Source organism: Nitrospira sp., from assembly GCA_005116745.1.
GTDB lineage: Bacteria > Nitrospirota > Nitrospiria > Nitrospirales > Nitrospiraceae > Nitrospira_D.
In genome coordinates this window covers 131,248-148,934 of record SWDS01000008.1, presented here as the reverse complement: position 1 = coordinate 148,934, position 17,687 = coordinate 131,248, and the positions used below count along the sequence as shown (strand labels likewise).

Genomic DNA, 17,687 nt, shown 5'->3' with positions numbered 1-17,687 from the left:
TTTTTCATTTTGGCGAAGAAAAAACAAGGCAGTGCGACGAGAACTAGTCCCCTTTTTGCATACTGTACAGATTTAGAGCTTACACTGATTGAACTGTTGGGGCCAAAAGGGCGATGGAATGGTCTGGCAGGAGCTTTCCAAAATCATCAGCAGGTGCGCAGAGCGATTCTTGATGCTACTCAGGCCATTCGCAAACGGCTGATGAACCTCATTACAGCGGATGATCGCTTACGACTTACAACAGATATCCATCTTGATCAAATCGAGAGACTGGCGAAGGACCTCAAGGCAGATGGCCAAGGGCTCTTGCCGCTTCTAGGAAATTTCATCCACCTTACGGCTCTATTACTTGGTTATGACTGGCTTGCCGGAAAGCCCAATCGAGAAGTCATTTATTACCAGAATCGCGAGCAGCAGATTATCGATGATGAGCAGCGACATCCTAATAGCAACTTCTTGATGGGCAAGATCGAGCATGATACCCGTGTTACCTTCATCAAGGATCTACATTCGAAAGGCATGCGAATATCCCAAATTGCTCGTGTTCTTAATCAGACGGAAACTTTCGTTAAAAACGTGCTAGTTCGCCAAGGAATCATCGCTCGGCAGAAGAATGTTAAACGCACTTGAGCGATGTTTTTGATTAGCCCTACTGCTAGATCGATTCTCAGACGTGACAGTTAAGCGTAGGTCTTCACGATCGTCGCAGAGAACGTGCGGAAGTCGTCCAACTGTTTGCTGATGATGGCATGCACCACATCCAGGTTCAGGCGGGTGTATTCGTGCACAGCCACGTTACGGAAGCCAACCATCCGCTGCATGCGCTGAGCGGGATTAGCCGAAAGAATGCCGGCGGTTTGCAGCAATGAGAATGCATCGCGGCTGTCTTGAGGTACGCCAAGTTTGCGCTGACTGACCACATACATCGCGAGGTCGATGGCTGTTTCACAGGCGCGCTGTAGGTTGAGCACGATCGCGTCTTGTTTGGTTTGATTCCCAACAAGGTTCTGCTCATTCCCTGCGTATTCCTCTTCAATGCGCTGAAGACATCGCTCAATGCTTGCGGCCTTGTTGAGAATGACATCGTCAGCCATAAATCAACCCGCTCATTCTGACCCTCTTCAGGATCTCTCTTCGTTCCTCGTTGAGTCTGGCATAGTCTGAATAGGCATACATTTCGAATTCTCGTCGGGCTGATTCGCCTGGTGCGTTCAGGCATTCTCCGGTCGAGATGACCTGCATGCGCATCACGGTGGACGCAGAGCGAAGATCCACGAGGTCCACATCACGGTGCAGTTGGGTGGCCAGCTCCTGTGCGAGTTCAAATCGGCGCAGTTCGGACAGGGCCACGCGCGAGAGTACGGCAAGATCTACATCACTATCTGGACGAGCAGTTCCCTTCGCCTGTGAGCCAAATCGATACAGTGCGATTAAATCAGGGATTGACTTCTTAATGTATTCAACGAGCCCTGTGTCATTCATGGGTCGCTCCGCCGTCTTACCGAGTTCAGGCTACTGGTTCGGTCCCATCCTGTCAATTGAAAGACCTCGACCCACGTAGACGGGTAGTCAGTAGTTGGTGGATCTAGAGTTGTAGATTGCCAGTGGCAGGATCGGTTCAGTTGCGGTATTGTTACGATTTCCTAAGTCTGGAAGAACGTATGATCGCCATTATTGACTACGGGATGGGAAATCTGCGCAGTGTCTCGAAAGCCTTTGAGGCAGTGGGACATCAGGTGATCGTCACGCGCGATGCGGCCACCATGCAGAATGCCAGTCATGTGGTCCTGCCAGGTGTCGGAGCGTTCGGTGATTGCATGGCAAATCTGAAGCAGTATGGTTTGATCGAGCCTATCAAGGCCGCGATTCAATCGGGAAAGCCGTTCTTGGGGATCTGCCTGGGGTTCCAGTTATTGTTTACGGAAAGCGAAGAGTTCGGCAGGCATGAAGGCCTGAACCTGTTTCCTGGAAAAGTGCGAGCCTTCTCAAAGGACCAGGCGCTCAAGGTTCCGCATATGGGATGGAATCAGATCGCGATCCAAAGACCCTGTCCGGTGTTCGAGGGCATAGCCGACGGGTCCAATTGGTATTTCGTCCATTCTTTTTTCGTGGACCCAGCTGAAAAACAGATTACGGCTACCACGACGAGCTACGGTCTTCCCTTCACGTCCAGTATTTGGAAAGACAATGTGGTGGCATGCCAGTTCCACCCAGAAAAGAGCCAGGCGGTCGGGTTGGAATTGATCAAGAATTTTGGAGCGTGGAAGTGATCGTGCACGGTCTACTATCGCGCATAATCTTGATGATCAGTGCGGTTGCCTTGGCCACCATGGCAACAGGATGTAGCGGATCAAAGGTCGCGACGAAATCGGCTCCGGAACTCGCCCGATATCGGATTCACTCCATTGCCCTCATCCCATTTACATCGATTGCCACGCCCCAAGCGCATGATCAAGACGCTCTCTTCCTTCCGGCCCCTGACAGTATCCGTCGGTCTGATATTTCCATGGGGGTTCCTCCGGGAGGGCACCCCCTGCCCAAGAAAACCATGGTGGTGCCGGGACATGCGGCGGAGACGGTGACGGAATTGTTCTGGGGGCGCCTTCGCGATCGAAAAGGCCTTCTCGTATTGCCTCCCGGTGATGCGGTCAGAGTCTCTGCAGCCGACGGAGAGCTGGTCACAATGGGGATGGAAAAGGTTGCCGCTGCGGTTGCGAAGCAACTGAAAGCGGATGCGGCATTAATTGGCCTCGTGTCGGTGTACCAAGAGCGGGTGGGTAGTCGACTGGGCGCTGACCCGCCGGCGACAGTCGGCTTTGAGGCCAAGGTCGTGGCGGCTGATGGGCAAGTGCTCTGGGTCGGTGGCTATTATGAGCGGCAGCGACCCATGACCGAAGATCTTATGGGGTTTTTGCAGCGATGGGCTTTCGTGACGGCGGCGGAGCTGGCAGAATATGGGGTTGCGGAGGTCTTGAGAGACTTTCCGTTCGGTGTAGGGGAGGGCAAGTAGGGTGTTGGTTATTCCTGCCATTGATTTGAAGGATGGGCGTTGTGTGCGGTTACGGCAAGGCGATATGGCGGCTGAAACAGTCTATTCTGATGATGTCACGGAGGTTGCCAGCAGGTGGCAACAACAGGGGGCCTGTCTGATTCACGTCGTGGATTTAAACGGCGCGGTCGACGGCGAGCCCAAGAATCTGCCCCACATCGAGTCCGTCATGAAAGCAGTTCGCGTCAAAGTTCAGGTCGGCGGCGGCATCAGGACTATTGAGACGGTCCGCCGGTATCTCAATGCGGGGGTGTCACGCGTTGTGCTCGGCACGGCAGCGCTCACGAACCGGGCGCTGCTTGATCAGGCCTGCCAGGAGTTTCCGCAGCGGATCGTCCTTGGGCTCGATGCACGTGACGGTCGAATCGCTGTGAAAGGCTGGACAACGGTATCCGATGTGAAAGCGATCGATTTGTTGAAGGAACTGTCAGGCTGTGCGATTGCCGCCGTGATCTATACGGATATCGCGCGTGATGGCATGCTGAACGGGCCGAATATTCCTGCATTGAAAGAAGTCGTCGAATACTCTTCGTTTCCGGTGATTGCCTCGGGAGGGATCACTCGTCTGGAAGATCTGCAAGCCGTACGATCACTTGGTCGAAAAATCGAGGGGGCGATCGTGGGGAAAGCCCTTTACGATGGGAAGCTTGATCTGAAGGCCGCAGTGGCGGCTCTTGGTAAGGAGTGAAGGGTTAGGAGCCGAACAAGGCGCTCCCTCACGTCAGTACGACTATGTTGACCAAACGCATTATTCCCTGTCTGGACGTCAAAGAGGGTCGCGTGGTCAAGGGCGTCAGCTTTGTGAATCTCCGCGATGCCGGAGATCCGGTTGAGGCTGCGGTGGGGTATGATCACGAAGGAGCGGACGAGCTCTGCTTTCTCGATATTACCGCCTCGCATGAAAACCGGAAGACGATCATTGATGTCGTGGAGCGGACGGCTGCCCGGGTATTTATGCCGGTGACGGTCGGTGGGGGTGTGGGTACGCTCGACGACATTCGGGCCTTGTTGAATGCCGGGGCGGACAAGGTGAGTATCAATACCGCGGCAGTTCAACGGCCTGAGTTTGTGCAAGAGGCTGCTCAGCGGTTTGGGACGCAATGCATTGTTGTGGCCATTGATGCCAAACGTGTAGCGAGTGATCGCTGGGAGGTTTTCACGCATGGCGGTCGCCAAGCGACGGGATTTGATGTGGTGGAGTGGGCCATGCGGATGGGACAGTACGGTGCCGGAGAAATCTTATTGACCAGCATGGATCAGGATGGCCGGCAAACTGGGTATGATCTGGATCTGACGGCGGCAGTGTCCGGGGCTGTATCGATTCCCGTGATCGCTTCGGGCGGAGTTGGCACCCTTGACCATCTCTACCAGGGCTTTGTGACGGGGAAGGCGGACGCGGTTTTGGCCGCTTCGATTTTTCATTTTCGGACCTATACCATCTCCCAAGCGAAAGCATACTTACAGGAACGTGGCGTCCCTGTTCGATCAGATAGCCTTTCTCGAGTGGCATGACACGATGAGTCAAGAATCGGCAGATCAGTTGAAATTTGATGGGCAAGGCCTGCTTCCGGCCGTGATTCAGGATTGGCTTGATGGGACGGTGTTGATGCTCGGATACATGAACCAAGAGGCCGTCGCGAAGACGGTCGCCACAAGGAGAGTGCACTTTTGGAGTCGGTCTCGAAACAAGCTCTGGGAAAAAGGCGAAACCTCCGGTCATACGCTGCACGTGAAGGAACTCTTTGTTGATTGTGATCGAGATACCATTCTGGTGAAGGCGCAGCCAGTCGGACCGACGTGTCATACAGGCGAGCGGGCGTGCTTTTTTTCTAGAGTCGATGATCAGGGTGAGGTCGTTCGTTCCAACCCACAGGATGCACATGGCGGAATTCTTACGGGTGTCCTGAGGACGATTCAGGAGCGTCGCGCCAATCCCCAGGCTGGTTCCTATACCTCGAAGTTGTTTGAGGGGGGGCATGACAAGATTCTGAAGAAGGTGGCGGAGGAGGCTGGAGAAGTCTTGTTGGCATCCAAAGGTGGCAAGAAAGAGGAGATTGTGTACGAAGTCGCGGATCTGCTCTTTCATACCCTCATGGTGCTGGGATATCACGAGATCAGTCTTCAGGAGATTTTTCAGGAATTGGGAACGCGGTTCGGTAAGTCTGGCCTGCGAGATACGTGAAAGGTGCGCTATGAGTGAGTGTCTCTTTTGCAAGATTGTGGAAAAGAAGATTCCAGTGAAGCTGGTCCAAGAGGACGAGCACACGGTAGCGTTTGATGATATCAATCCTCAGGCGCCCGTCCATACGTTGGTGATACCCAAGCGGCATGTTTCGGCCGTTCAAGATGTAGGGGTGGAGGATGAGTCGTTGCTGGCACAGTTGCTCCTGAGTTGTACGAAGGTCGCCGCGCTGAAAGGGCTGCGGGAGTCGGGCTATCGGTTGGTGACGAATATCGGTCGCGATGCCGGACAAACCGTTTTCCACCTCCATTTCCACGTGATGGGTGGCCGGCCTATGGCGTGGCCTCCAGGGTGAGGGAATTCGCTGAATTGACAGCTTTTCCACCGGTCTGTTAATCTGAACGGTCAATTATTCCTCTTACTTAGTAACCGACTCGTCCGGTCGTGTGCGACGGGAACGTAGGAGCTGCGACTCTGGTGGGCCGAAGCTTGATTTCAGACGAGACCCTTACCTTGATTAAGGACCGTCTCGACATCGTCGACATTGTCAACCGACATGTGTCCTTGAGCAAGGCTGGACAGAACCTCAAGGGTTTATGTCCGTTCCATCTTGAAAAGACTCCGTCGTTCACGGTCAGCCCATCCCGACAAATTTTTCACTGCTTCGGCTGCGGGGCCGGGGGGAATGTCTTCACATTTTTGACTCGGGTCACCGGAGGAACCTTCCCGGAAGTGGTGCGCGACCTCGGACGAACGGTCGGGATTGAGATTGAGGAGGCGACGGCTCGTTCTGGGCCGCAGGCCCACCTGGCCCAGACGGTTGAGCAAGTGAATGAAGCCGCCGCCGCCTGGTTTCAACAGACCTTACGTGATGAACGTGCAGGCCTTGTCGCTCGCGAGTATTTGACGAGCCGGGAGCTTCTTCCTCGTACGATCGATCAGTTTGGAATCGGAGTGGCACTGGCCGAATGGGATGGGTTGTTGAGGGGGCTTGCCAGGAAGGGATTTTCACAAGGCGAGATTGCGTCGGCGGGTCTTGTGATCGCCCGAACCGACAAGACGGGGTTCTACGATCGGTTCCGCGGCCGTGTCATGTTCACGATCACGGATTTGCGGAAACGTGTGGTGGGATTCGGCGGGCGTGTACTGGGCGAGGGGACGCCCAAATATCTGAACTCTCCCGATACACCGCTCTTCAAGAAAGGGCAGACGCTGTTTGCGCTCGATCATGCCAGGGAAGCGATTATCCGGACGAAGACGGTCATTGTGGTCGAAGGATATTTCGATGCGATTGCGCTTCATCAGGTTGGGTTGACGCATACAGTGGCCACCTTGGGTACGGCCTTGACGCCTGAACATATCCAAGTCCTCCGGCGGTTTGCCTCGAAGGTCGTCTTGCTCTTCGATCCTGATGCGGCCGGCGTCCGAGCGGCGTTGAGAGGGTTGGACTTGTTTGTGAATAGCGGGTTGGGTGTCAAAGTGGTGACGCTGCCGTCTGGGGACGATCCCGACACCTATGTGCGGAAACATGGGCCAGAATCGTTTGTACGCCTGGAAGAGCACGCGCCTAGCCTGTTGGACTTTGCCTTGGAATACAGTTTGAAGGCCACAGAGGCCAGTACGATCGAAGGACGGATCCGAAGTGTGGATGAAGTGCTGCGTATTTTACAGAAGAGCGAGCATCCGATTGAGCGGGAAGAGCGCCTTAAGCTGGTCGCGGAACGTCTGGGGATCAATCAATCACGGCTGATCGAACGGTACCCCGCACTCATGGCTCAACAAGCGGCAGGTCCGGGAACACTTCGACCAGCCGCTGTCGGAACGTCGGGAGACTCCCTCTTCAAGGGAATCCCCGAGGAACGAGACTTAATACTTCTCCTGTTGCGGGGCACGCTGTCCCCAGCCGATGTGCGGCGACTGCAGCCTGAGAAGTTTTCGGTCGAAGCCTGTCGCAAGCTTGCGGAGCTTGCTCTGACTCATCTGGATCACGATGGGCGCATTCAGGTCCAGCCGCTGCTGGATGAGTCAGTGGACGACCCTGCGTGCGGCGCCCTGGCGACGGAGTTGTCGCTTCGTGACGATCATTTCGATGACGCGCCGGCGCACATTATGGCCTGTTTGGATTGTCTGGACCGAAAGCGATCGGAGCAGGTCCTGAGAGAGCTGATTGCCAAGCTGAAAACGGCTGAGCGCGAAGGCCGTGTGGACGATGCAGGGATGCTGAATATGCAGATCAACGAGGTACGGATGCGGAAAGCCGGCACGCCGACCGCCGGTGTGGTTTCATTGGTGAAGGAGTAGTCATGTCGAAACAAGAGTTGCTCGATGAGGTGAAGAAGCTGATTACGATCGGGAAGGAAAAAGGCTTTCTGACGTATGACGAGCTCAATAGCACCTTGCCTGCTGAAGTCGTGGCATCGGATCAGTTTGGGAGCATCATGGCGATGTTTGGTGAAATGGATATCGAAATCGTCGAGGCAGGCGATGGGGATCGGCCGCAGAAGCGATCTGAAGGTGACGCGGGCGAAGAGGTGGAAGAGGCTGAGTCGGAGGCCGAGGAGGAGAACGAGAAGGCGATCGACCTGACGCCGGGCGCGCTCAGCCGGACCGACGATCCCGTGCGGCTCTATCTCAAGGAAATGGGGAGTGTGGCCCTTCTTAGCCGTGAAGGCGAGATTGAAATCGCCAAACGGATTGAAGAGGGGAAAAAAGATATCGCGTCGGTGATCTACGGCATGCCGATGACCATCGAGTTCGTCCTGGCGCTTCGGGATCAGCTCAAGAACGCCAAGATCGACGTGCGTGAGATTGTGCCGATCCAGGAGACCGAAGAGGAGTTTGAAGAAGACCAGCCACCAGTGGAACGGGATTACGAGGAGTTGCGGGTCAAGACTCTCGAGTCGCTCAATGCCGTGCGGAAAGTGTCGCTTGTGCTGAAGGCCTTGGCCGAAAAAGGCAAACATCTCGGCAGTGATCCGGTCAAGCAGAAGAAGTTCAAGAAGCAGTTCGAGGCGATCCGCCAGCAAGTGGTGGACAAGATTGAATCCGTCAACCTCCATGGTGTGCTGAAAGATCGAATGGTACAGCGTGTCCGCGATCTGGCGGTGCAGATCCGGGTTGCCGAACGGGAAGCGGTCAGCTGCCAACGGCGGATCGGCGTGGGAGGAGAAGCAGGTGCCGAACTGCTGAGGAAGATGTGCCGGAGCCGACCGGATTTCTTGGCGGTCAAGCGGAAGACCGGAGTGTCAGAAGACGCGCTGGTGGAGATTCGGAAGGTCTACCAAAACGCCAAAGCAAAGATTCGCCAGTTGGAAACGGAAGAGGCACTGGCTCCGGCTGAAGAGATCAAGGATGCCGTCAAGCATCTGGATATTGCCGAAGAAAAGGTCAAGCGAGGGAAGGCGGAGCTGGTCGAGGCAAACTTACGGCTGGTGGTCAGCATCGCCAAGAAATACACGAACCGCGGTCTGCAGTTCCTCGATTTGATTCAGGAAGGCAACATTGGGCTGATGAAGGCGGTGGACAAGTTCGAGTATAAGCGTGGGTACAAGTTCAGTACCTATGCCACGTGGTGGATTCGGCAGGCAATCACCCGAGCGATTGCAGATCAAGCACGAACGATCCGGATCCCGGTTCACATGATCGAAACCATCAATAAGCTCATTCGAACTTCTAGGCACCTCGTGCAGAAGCTGGGTCGTGAACCACTTCCCGAGGAGATCGCCGAGCGTATGGACCTTCCGCTGGACAAGGTTCGGAAGATTTTGAAGATTGCCCGCGAGCCCATCTCGCTCGAAACGCCGATCGGTGAAGAGGAAGACAGCCATCTGGGCGATTTTATCGAAGACAAGAAGGCCGTGTCTCCGCTGGAAGCCGCCATTCGCTACGACTTGCAGCGGCAGATCAACAGTGCCTTGGAGACCTTGACGCCTCGCGAGGAGAAGGTGCTGCGCAAGCGGTTTGGCATTGGAGAGGCGACGGACCATACTCTGGAAGAAGTTGGACAAGATTTCGAAGTGACGCGCGAGCGCATCCGGCAAATCGAAGCCAAGGCCCTGAGGAAATTGCGACATCCGAGCCGCAGTAAAAAGCTGAGGAGTTTTGTCGAGAGCGTATAGCGTTCAGAGTGATCAGGCAACGTGAATTGACTCTACTCAAAGCGGCGGCCTAAAATCACGGTTTGGGTGGCGACACCTATTGAGGCTGACGGAAGCCGTGAGAAATAATTGGCCCGAGAAGACATCAGCCTGAGTCCGAACCATTCCGATCGGGCCCATAGCTCAGGTGGTTAGAGCGGCTGACTCATAATCAGCTGGTCCTAGGTTCAAGTCCTAGTGGGCCCACCAGTCGGGACCGGTGCCTGACCCATGTCGGTGCATCAGCATTGCTGGAAAGGATACGTTGAACCAAAAGCTGTCCCCGCTCATTGACTTGCAAAAACTCGATCTCCGGATTACGGAGATCAATGAGATCCGCCGAAAAATCCCCGACCGTCTACACACTGCGGAAGTGCCTCTTCGAGAGGCAACCCAGCTCCTAAATGACACGAAAGCCGCCAGCGAGGCGGCCGTCAAGGAACGGCGCGCTCACGAAAAGGATCTGGAAGCTCATGAAGCGCAGACCGAGAAGATGAAATCGCACGCGGCGAGTCTGAAGACCAATAAAGAGTATCAAGCGCATTTATTCGAAGTCGAGTTGGCGAATAAGAAGCGGGGAGACTTTGAAGAGCGAATTCTCTTGGCCATGGACAAGGTCGATCAACTTCAGAAGACTATCCAAGAGCTTCAGGAGAAAAAGACCACGTTGGAGAACGTATTTACCGGGGAGAAGCAGGGACTGGACGCACGGGATAAGGAGCTGGCGACAGAGCTGGCTCAACTCGAACTCCGCCATCGAGAGGCGGCCGGGCGGATTGAGAAGAGTCTGCTCGATCGGTATAACCAGGTGAAGGCCTCGCGGAAAGATCAACCGCTGGCGGCGGTGCGCGATGGGATGTGCGCTGGGTGTCGTCTCCAGATCCCGCCTCAGCTCATTGCGCAAGTCAAACGCTCCGATGATCTACAGATCTGCCCCTACTGTCGGCGGATATTGTACTGGGAGGGAGAGCTGGTCACGGGATAGCCGTCCGCGCCACGTAGTAAGCCGTCGGAACTCGAAGTCGGGGAATCGGTTTGATTGTGTGGATGAGAAAAATATCTGTCATGAGTGGCTCGACAGTTACCTGATCACCCCCCTCTCTTCATTATCATCTACACTGAGCCAGTGTCGGTGAGGCGGTACTGTCTACTCGTATGTGATCTGATACAGAGAGATCCTATCAGATACGGGTATCGCCTCCGTCTTGCAGCACACATCGCCTACACAACCCCAAAAATCAGACACATCGCTCACCTTTTCGAGCCAGGCAAGGTCGTTGCTAGAAGAAGTTTGTAGCATCTTCTGATCACTCATTGCTCGGTTTGCACAGCAAGGAGGTGAGAGCGATGGCCAGCTATGCCTGAGAAGGTAGTGCAGGGTGGACCGGAGGGCTAGCTGAATTCCTCATGGACCAACTGAGCAGCCAGTCGATGTTTATGGACAACGACATCATCCCAGAGGTGTGGAGTTCGAGGAGTACATCGAGGCGTTAGTATTGGGAAAGCGAACCGAAAGTTTCATCCAGATGAACGGGTCTTGCTGCGGCTGTTCTGCAGTCATAGCCCTCCTGGATACGGTGGTGTCGCGACCGAATAGATACACCACTAGGATCTCTTTAGATACAGAGCCATATGGCCAGGATATCCTCGCAGTCGCCATATCCACTAGCATTATTGAGCAGTTATACGTATTCAGACGACTTGGATTCATGCTGTCGTGTGGCATGGTCTATGCTGAGGATACAAGATATCAGTCATCTTCCTGGGGAAAGGAGCACCCACCATGCCGCTCAATGCATTCATCATTCGACCGTTTGGGATCAAAGATGTTTTGCTGCCAGGCAAGGAGGAACTCGTTGAAGGGGCAAGAGTTCGTGTCTCAAAGTTAATGAAGGTCAATTTCGACGACGTCCACAAAAGACTGATAGCGCCAGCCCTGGGTCGCCTCCACATGGTCGCCAATACGACCGAGGCCGTGATCGAAGCTGGAAACATCCGTGAAGATATGTTTCATTTGCTGATGACGGCTGATGTTGTCATCGCCGATGTTACGATCCATAACCCAAATGTATTTTACGAACTCGGTATCCGCCACGCGTTCCGAGACAAATTCACATTTCTCATTCGGAGCGAGGGCAACGAGGACCCGTTCGATCTCAAAACCGATCGATACTTCACCTACAACCACGAACAGCCAGAGGAAAGCATCGAGAGGTTGTCCAAAGCGATTCGGGCAACCTTAGCCTCGGAGCGGACAGATAGTCCGGTCTTCCGACTGTTGCCGAAAATGCGAGCCGAAGATCGCTCACGGTTTATCTCAGTCCCAAGAGACTTTCTTGAGGATGTGGAACGGGCGAAAAAGCATCGACGCGGGGGCGACCTTCGACTATTGGCACATGAATCCGAGGGGTTTCTCTGGGAGGTTGAAGCACTTCGTGAAGTAGGACGCGCACAGTTTGAGTTGAATTTCATGGGCGGCGCGCGCAGCACATGGGAGGAAATAGCTCGGCGGTATCCGCACGATGTTGAAGCGAACATGATGCTTTCGACCGTCTATCAGTGGGTCAGCGAGGGAACACGTTCAGAGCAAGCGCTGGCGCGTATTGCGAAGCTCCATATCCCGGACGTCAATATTGTGGCTGAGATTCAGGCACTGAAGGGGCGGAATCTGAAGGCGAAATGGGCAGAAAGCTGGTATCCGCAACTGCACGAGGCTTTGGAGAATGAGGCCACCGGGATGATGAAGGCGAGTGAGAAGGTCAAAGAGTTCCGAGAGCGGGCGTTGCGCTCTCCACTGCTTCGGAAGGCACGGGAGGCGTATGCGGAGGCCTTTCGTGGCAATCTGAACTATGCCTATTCCGGGCTCAGCGCCCTGTCACTCCTCATGATTGAAGTGTCATTGGCCAAGGAATTTCCAGCGGTGTGGAAGCTGCTGGCCAATCGAGGTGAGAATCCTACGGCGACCTTAACGAGCCTCTGTGATGAGATTCAAAATCTCACCGCGGCGCTGGCGTATGCCATCGATGTCGAACGAAAGCGGTTGACAGACCAGGGCCGCGTCAATTTTTGGTTCGAGACCATGGAAGCAGCGTTTCTGTGTTTAACCTCAGACAATAGGGACAAGGTCGCCCAATCCTACTTGGAAGCCATGTTGTGGGCGCCTCGCTATGCCGAGGTGTCCATGCGGCGCGCGTTGGCCCTCTACCTTGACTTGAATACGAAACATCCCGATCATCCAACCATCGACTTGCAGGCCAATGTCAGGGCCGCGCTGGATGTGATTCGGCGGGAAGAGCCGAAGAAGAGAAGTGGCAATATCCTCATGTTCGTCGGCTTGAGAATGGAGGAGGCTGGAATCGAGGCCAACCGCACACTCGAGAAACCTGATGGGCCAATGCGGTTTCTGCCGACTGCGTTTACGGACATGGCCAAGCGCGAGATTCAACGAGCCATTAAACGCGAGTTGGCTCACCATGGGGAAGTGTTGTTCGGTATGGCGGCCGCAGCGAGTGGATCGGATCTCCTGTTCCACGAAGTCTGTGATGAGCTGAGTGTCAGGACTCGGCTGTACCTCGCCTTACCGAAGGATCAGTATATCGGTGAGTACGTGGCCCCAGCGGGTGTCGACTGGGTGGAGCGATTTAATAAGATCTATCAATCCCGGAAGACGGAGTCGCGGAAGGTCACCATGACGGAGGCGGATAGTGAAATGATTGTCAACGTGCTGGCCGAATCGATGGAACTTCCTCGATGGCTCCAGAGTAAGCCGTCTTACACAGTGGGCAAACGCAATGCGGTCTGGATGCTCCAACATGCCATGGTTCAACGGTATATCCACGATGCAGAGGGAACGAATCTGACGCTCATGGTGCTTTGGGACCGCCATGAAGTCGACGCTCGTGGAAGCATGGCCGATCTGGTACACCTTGCGCAAAAGAACGGCATCAAGGTCGTGCATATCGATTGTTCGGATTGGGGGGAAGCACAAAGCAAGACAGAAGAAGCGGAGAGTAATGGAACAGGTCGTGACTACACGTCTGATCTTGAGTTGGTGCCTCAGCTGTAGATGATGTCAGAGCAGGAGATAGAAGGAATCAGCTCTTGTCGTCAAAGGCTATTTGAGCAAGGGAGATTCTGACGCACCCGTATCCGATAATAAATCAATCGTCATACCTGATCCGATTGTCAGACCCCACCCTCCCATAATTGATCTACTCACCTAGACTGGAAGTCCTCGCCACATTTCCGAATCAACTTTGCCAGAGTTCATGGGTAACACTGACGGCTCGCAATCCAGGCGGCACTCGCCTCGGCACATTTTTTCATGGGGGCGATCATGGTTCTAAATCAGCGTTAGCAAGGGTATGTCGTCAGATCGCTTGATTCCCAACACCCTCCCTTCCTTAGTGGCCATCCATATGAGGCAAATATTCAGATCATGACGTGCTGAGTCACGCTCATGGATCGGATTGGATTCACCTCATGAATCTCTTTCGGTACATGCCTCTAAGGTCAATATATATACGTATCATGAACATTCTTATTTATAAATACGTAACACGCTGAAATTACTGACAGTTAGGATACCATCCGATGTATTCGTCATTCTTGTCCCATCCTGGCATCTAGCTTGCTGTATGCAGTGGATACGGAGTCGAGCACAAGAGAGCCTAGCGAAAGGAGTAGGGCTGGTAGTGGGTATTCACGGCTTCAAGTCATTGCAGTCGTCCGCTGATGCAAGAACTGCATCAGAGGCCCCTCGCTTGATAATGCTTGGAGTATTTCGAGGCAAGCCGAGGGGTCTGACCTCATAAATTTGACCTCTTAATTTATAAACCGATTTCCTGAACAAAACACAAAGGAGGAAGTATGGCGTTATCATTTTGGAGATATTTTCACAAAGGATGTGGGACGATAACTATCCATCAACAATTCCCCGACGGAATTGTTGAGCATGATTCAATGGTTGTTGCCTCAATATCTGAACTAATTACCGTACCCTTTCAGCCGACGAAGCCGCATACGGGTGCTGCCCCGATGAGCGTTCTGAATGTCGTTCCTCAATCAGGTAGCAAAGTTTGGACTAAGGTGAACGTCGAGTGGCCAGATGATCTTGAGTTTCAAGTGGTGTACCACATTGAGACGCCCTCACGGCCGGAACCGCCACCTTTCGTCAATCCCCCCAGGTAAAGACAACGTTACTTGGGTGGAACGAGGAAAAATCATAAGGCGCGTGGTCTGAGCGCTCTCTGGTTTCACTCGATCCAGGAAGTCGGGCAAGGAACGGTCCCTACCGTTCCTTGTCCTTCGAGTCTGGCATAACTATTGACTTAGGGGTTTCGCCCCTGCGGGACTTTTAGAGAGGAAGGCAAGATGAATTACAGATATTTTATTCCGACTGCCATGTTGGTCGCCTCGCTGGCGTTTGTATCATCAGCACATGCTCAAGGAACAAGTGATTGGTATTTTGGCAAGTGGAATTGCACGCTTGCCAAGTCGATCATGACCATCGAAATTTTCCGCGATGAAAATGGTGTGCCTGTCGGTCGCTCTATCGACCAGTCGGGGCTAGTGAATCTTCGATTGGCCTCCCACAGCGCAAGCGAGATTACGCTTTTGGATCACCGCTTTGTCGAGACCAGCAGTTTCACTATGCGGCTTGTCCCAAAGTTGAGCCCAAAACGCACGGAAGGTTCTGGCACCATCGACGGCCTGGCTGACTCACTAATCTGCGCCGAGCACCCTGCGACCCCACAATCGATCAGTCTGCAAATTTTTCGCTTTGACAAGAATGATGTTGCGAAAGGCTTTCAACCAATTCCTGGAAGACTGGTTGCTATTACTTCAGATGGCTCAGGAAATACATGGGGTGTGAACAACCTCGATGAAATTTACAAATACAACTCCAATACGGCGCAGTTTGAAAGGCGTCCTGGTCTGCTAAGACAGATATTTGCAGGAGGAGGATCGGTTTGGGGGGTAAATCATTTGAACAGTGTTTACCGCTATAGCTCCGCATCACAATCATTCGAGCCTATCCCAGGAAAGCTAATACATATGGTTGTTGGGGATAACGATGTAGCGTGGGTTCTCAATGGAGCATGGGCAATTTATAGATTTGATAAAAATACTCAACAGTTCGAAAACATTCCTGGAGCTTTGCGGCAACTCGCAGGCCGCTCGGAATCTAACTTGTGGGGCCTCAATCATTTAGGCAATGTTTACCACTATAACCAATGGAAAAAAGAGTTCGAGCAGGTCCCTGGCAATTTAAAACAAATAGCTGCTGATACTAGTGGCAATGCTTGGGGTATTAACGGAAAGAATGAAATATATACTTACACGCTAACTTCTGGTCGCTTTGTTCAGATGCCGGGTCAACTTGTGCAAATCTCTGTTGATAGCGGTGGAGCCGTTTGGGGGCTGAATCAGAATAATAACATTTATCGGTTCAACACAACGACTAGCTTATTTGAAAGAGTAGAAGGAGTCTTGACAAAAATAGAGGCGGGGAATGATTCGGTGTGGGGATTAAAGTAGTTAGGGTGGAAAGAAAACAGTCGGGAGTATTTTAAATGAAGCGTGCGATCGTCGTGAAGCCTCTCGTGCTAGACGAGAAGTGATAACGGACGGTGTTTAAGGTGCGCACAGCTCGGCAAGACCCCAGACTGATACAACGAGTTCAGACTAAAAACTGAGGAGGTTACAATGGCAAGATTGATGGCTTATCACGGTGCAAGCGCAGCCGAACACCAGCGCCGATTTGACGAACTCATGCCGCAGGGATTTAGGCTGACGGCTCTCACAGTGTCAGGCGACACTTCGGACGCCAGATACGCAGCGGTATGGGATGAGCGTCAAGGGCCAGCTTGGAAGGCGGTGCACGCAGTTAATGCCGCCCAATATCAGGTGGCCTTTGATCTCGCAGCTCGCGAAGGATTTGCGCCCATTATCATCTCCGCCACAGGCTCGGCCGGTTCTGAAATATTCGCGGCGGTCTTTGAGCAGAGCCACGACTCAGCTTGGTTCGCTCATCATGGCATGATGTGGGGAGACGAAAACACGGAAGGATCGTTTGTAAATGCTCAAAAGCGTGCGAAGGACCAGGGGTTCATTCCGAAGTCGCTTTGTGTGTACGGGAACTCGGCGGACCGGCGCTTTGCGGGCATTTGGCACGCCAACACGCAAAAGACGGCTTGGAGCTGGTGGTTCGTAGACCCATCATCCTACCAGCGCGTCTTTGACGCTCAGGTGGGCGGACATATGCGCCCTGGTGTGCTTGATGTAGCGGACGACGGTATGGTGCTGGCTGTGTTCCAGAAAGACTGGGTCGGCGCATGGTCGGCGCGCCACGATATAGATGCGGCGGAGTATCAGCGCGACTTTGATGCACATGTTGCTGCCGGACGCTTTCCGCTCGTGCTTGCCGCTGGTGGCAGTGGCGCGGGTACGCGTTACGCAGTCCTTTTCAGCGAAGAACGTGAATCCGTGAGCCTTGGAAACGTCTGCCTGGATTGTACCGCGCTCTCCCATATGTGGCTGACCTTACTTCCGCAGACAGATGGCCCAACTATTCCTGCACGATCGACGAATCCACTGGCCAGCCATCCTGACAGTGGTGGCTGGTTCTACAGCAAAGACCGTACGGTCGGCTTTGTTCTTGCTGATGGCCTTTACAATGTGACTGTTCAGTCAGGAACTAATTCGTTGGTGTTCTTCACGGTCACAGACGGGTTTATTTCATATCATCCTGAGCTTGAAGGTATTGTCGAAGGCGCTGGGACCAACAGACTAGTGCTGAAAGGTCTTCCTGTTTGTATCGATACAACTGAGGCCGACAACGATTTGGTGTATTTGCCAGGCGTTAATAGTTTGGATGGTAATCCATTGGTCAACCTTGCCAAGACTACGTTTCATGGAAAGTTGCTTCCGACGTCTCATGGTATCAACCAAGAGTGGGAGTATGGTTTCATGATTGGTTCTGGTGTGGCCGGGACGTTTACATTCAGACTGTTACTTGACGGCACGATAACACACGGAAGTGTAGTTGTTGGTAGCGTGACTGGCTGGGGCACGAACTCGTTGAAGATCAAAAGCTTCGTTTAACTTTGATTTGCCCTTGGCAGTCAGCGGGGCTGATTATTGTGTGCTAGGTAGGATATTGGTTCGCTGGAATGGGACTATTCGATGAAATGGTGTCAGACATGACGATTGACTTTGTGAATCCGGAGAAAGTTTGTCATGCACAGTACAAGATATAAACCTGCTTAGGTTCTAACTCCAAGTGCAACACGACCGGCCCAACTGGGCTAAGGTGTTG

At 53.4% G+C, this 17,687-nt stretch carries 15 protein-coding genes and 1 tRNA gene; 14 read left to right on the top strand and 2 right to left on the bottom strand.

Going from position 1 to position 17,687, the window contains the following annotated elements:
* The first annotated feature begins 9 nt into the window (after positions 1–9).
* Positions 10–630, top strand: coding sequence for a hypothetical protein (locus tag E8D52_12620; protein ID TKB67412.1), 621 nt, complete (start codon positions 10–12; stop codon positions 628–630).
* A 50-nt stretch (positions 631–680) separates the two neighbouring features.
* On the opposite strand, the gene E8D52_12615 is transcribed toward E8D52_12620, so the two are convergent.
* Positions 681–1,094, bottom strand: a complete 414-nt coding sequence (locus tag E8D52_12615; protein TKB67411.1) for a DUF86 domain-containing protein — start codon at positions 1,092–1,094, stop codon at positions 681–683.
* A complete protein-coding gene (locus E8D52_12610; protein TKB67410.1) occupies positions 1,087–1,482 on the bottom strand; it encodes a nucleotidyltransferase domain-containing protein in 396 nt (131 codons plus the stop codon). The genes E8D52_12615 and E8D52_12610 overlap by 8 nt, the downstream gene beginning before the upstream one ends.
* Positions 1,483–1,661: 179 nt before the next feature.
* Between E8D52_12610 and hisH the strand changes: the two genes are divergently transcribed.
* The 13 genes from hisH (at position 1,662) to E8D52_12545 (ending at position 17,473) form a co-directional block, all read left to right on the top strand.
* Complete coding sequence (gene hisH, locus E8D52_12605; GenBank protein TKB67409.1) at positions 1,662–2,270, top strand: imidazole glycerol phosphate synthase subunit HisH; 609 nt, start codon at positions 1,662–1,664, stop codon at positions 2,268–2,270.
* Between the two features lie 2 nt (positions 2,271–2,272).
* The gene (locus E8D52_12600) at positions 2,273–3,010 is read left to right on the top strand and encodes a hypothetical protein (GenBank protein TKB67408.1); all 738 of its coding nucleotides are present in this window, start codon (positions 2,273–2,275) and stop codon (positions 3,008–3,010) included.
* 1 nt (position 3,011) lies between these two features.
* On the top strand, positions 3,012–3,737 hold the full coding sequence (hisA, locus tag E8D52_12595; protein TKB67407.1) for a 1-(5-phosphoribosyl)-5-[(5-phosphoribosylamino)methylideneamino]imidazole-4-carboxamide isomerase: 726 nt from the start codon (positions 3,012–3,014) through the stop codon (positions 3,735–3,737).
* Positions 3,738–3,781: 44 nt separating this feature from the next.
* Positions 3,782–4,561 carry an imidazole glycerol phosphate synthase subunit HisF gene (hisF, locus tag E8D52_12590; GenBank protein ID TKB67406.1) on the top strand — a complete coding sequence of 260 codons (780 nt, stop codon included), beginning with the start codon at positions 3,782–3,784 and terminating at the stop codon, positions 4,559–4,561.
* Positions 4,562–4,565: 4 nt separating this feature from the next.
* Positions 4,566–5,231 (top strand): bifunctional phosphoribosyl-AMP cyclohydrolase/phosphoribosyl-ATP diphosphatase HisIE, encoded by a 666-nt coding sequence (locus E8D52_12585; protein ID TKB67405.1) that lies wholly within the window; start codon positions 4,566–4,568, stop codon positions 5,229–5,231.
* Positions 5,232–5,241: 10 nt separating this feature from the next.
* On the top strand, positions 5,242–5,586 hold the full coding sequence (locus tag E8D52_12580) for a histidine triad nucleotide-binding protein (GenBank protein ID TKB67404.1): 345 nt from the start codon (positions 5,242–5,244) through the stop codon (positions 5,584–5,586).
* 89 nt (positions 5,587–5,675) lie between these two features.
* Positions 5,676–7,532 (top strand): DNA primase, encoded by a 1,857-nt coding sequence (locus E8D52_12575; GenBank protein ID TKB67403.1) that lies wholly within the window; start codon positions 5,676–5,678, stop codon positions 7,530–7,532.
* Between the two features lie 2 nt (positions 7,533–7,534).
* On the top strand, positions 7,535–9,349 hold the full coding sequence (rpoD, locus tag E8D52_12570) for an RNA polymerase sigma factor RpoD (protein ID TKB67402.1): 1,815 nt from the start codon (positions 7,535–7,537) through the stop codon (positions 9,347–9,349).
* A gap of 151 nt (positions 9,350–9,500) precedes the next feature.
* A tRNA-Met gene (locus E8D52_12565) sits at positions 9,501–9,577 on the top strand.
* Positions 9,578–9,632: 55 nt separating this feature from the next.
* Positions 9,633–10,352, top strand: coding sequence for a hypothetical protein (locus E8D52_12560; protein ID TKB67401.1), 720 nt, complete (start codon positions 9,633–9,635; stop codon positions 10,350–10,352).
* Between the two features lie 798 nt (positions 10,353–11,150).
* The gene (locus E8D52_12555; protein ID TKB67400.1) at positions 11,151–13,433 is read left to right on the top strand and encodes a hypothetical protein; all 2,283 of its coding nucleotides are present in this window, start codon (positions 11,151–11,153) and stop codon (positions 13,431–13,433) included.
* A 1,307-nt stretch (positions 13,434–14,740) separates the two neighbouring features.
* Positions 14,741–15,907, top strand: coding sequence for a hypothetical protein (locus E8D52_12550; GenBank protein TKB67399.1), 1,167 nt, complete (start codon positions 14,741–14,743; stop codon positions 15,905–15,907).
* Between the two features lie 168 nt (positions 15,908–16,075).
* Positions 16,076–17,473: a hypothetical protein gene (locus E8D52_12545; protein TKB67398.1), complete on the top strand. Its 1,398-nt coding sequence runs from the start codon at positions 16,076–16,078 to the stop codon at positions 17,471–17,473.
* The last annotated feature ends 214 nt before the right edge of the window (positions 17,474–17,687 follow it).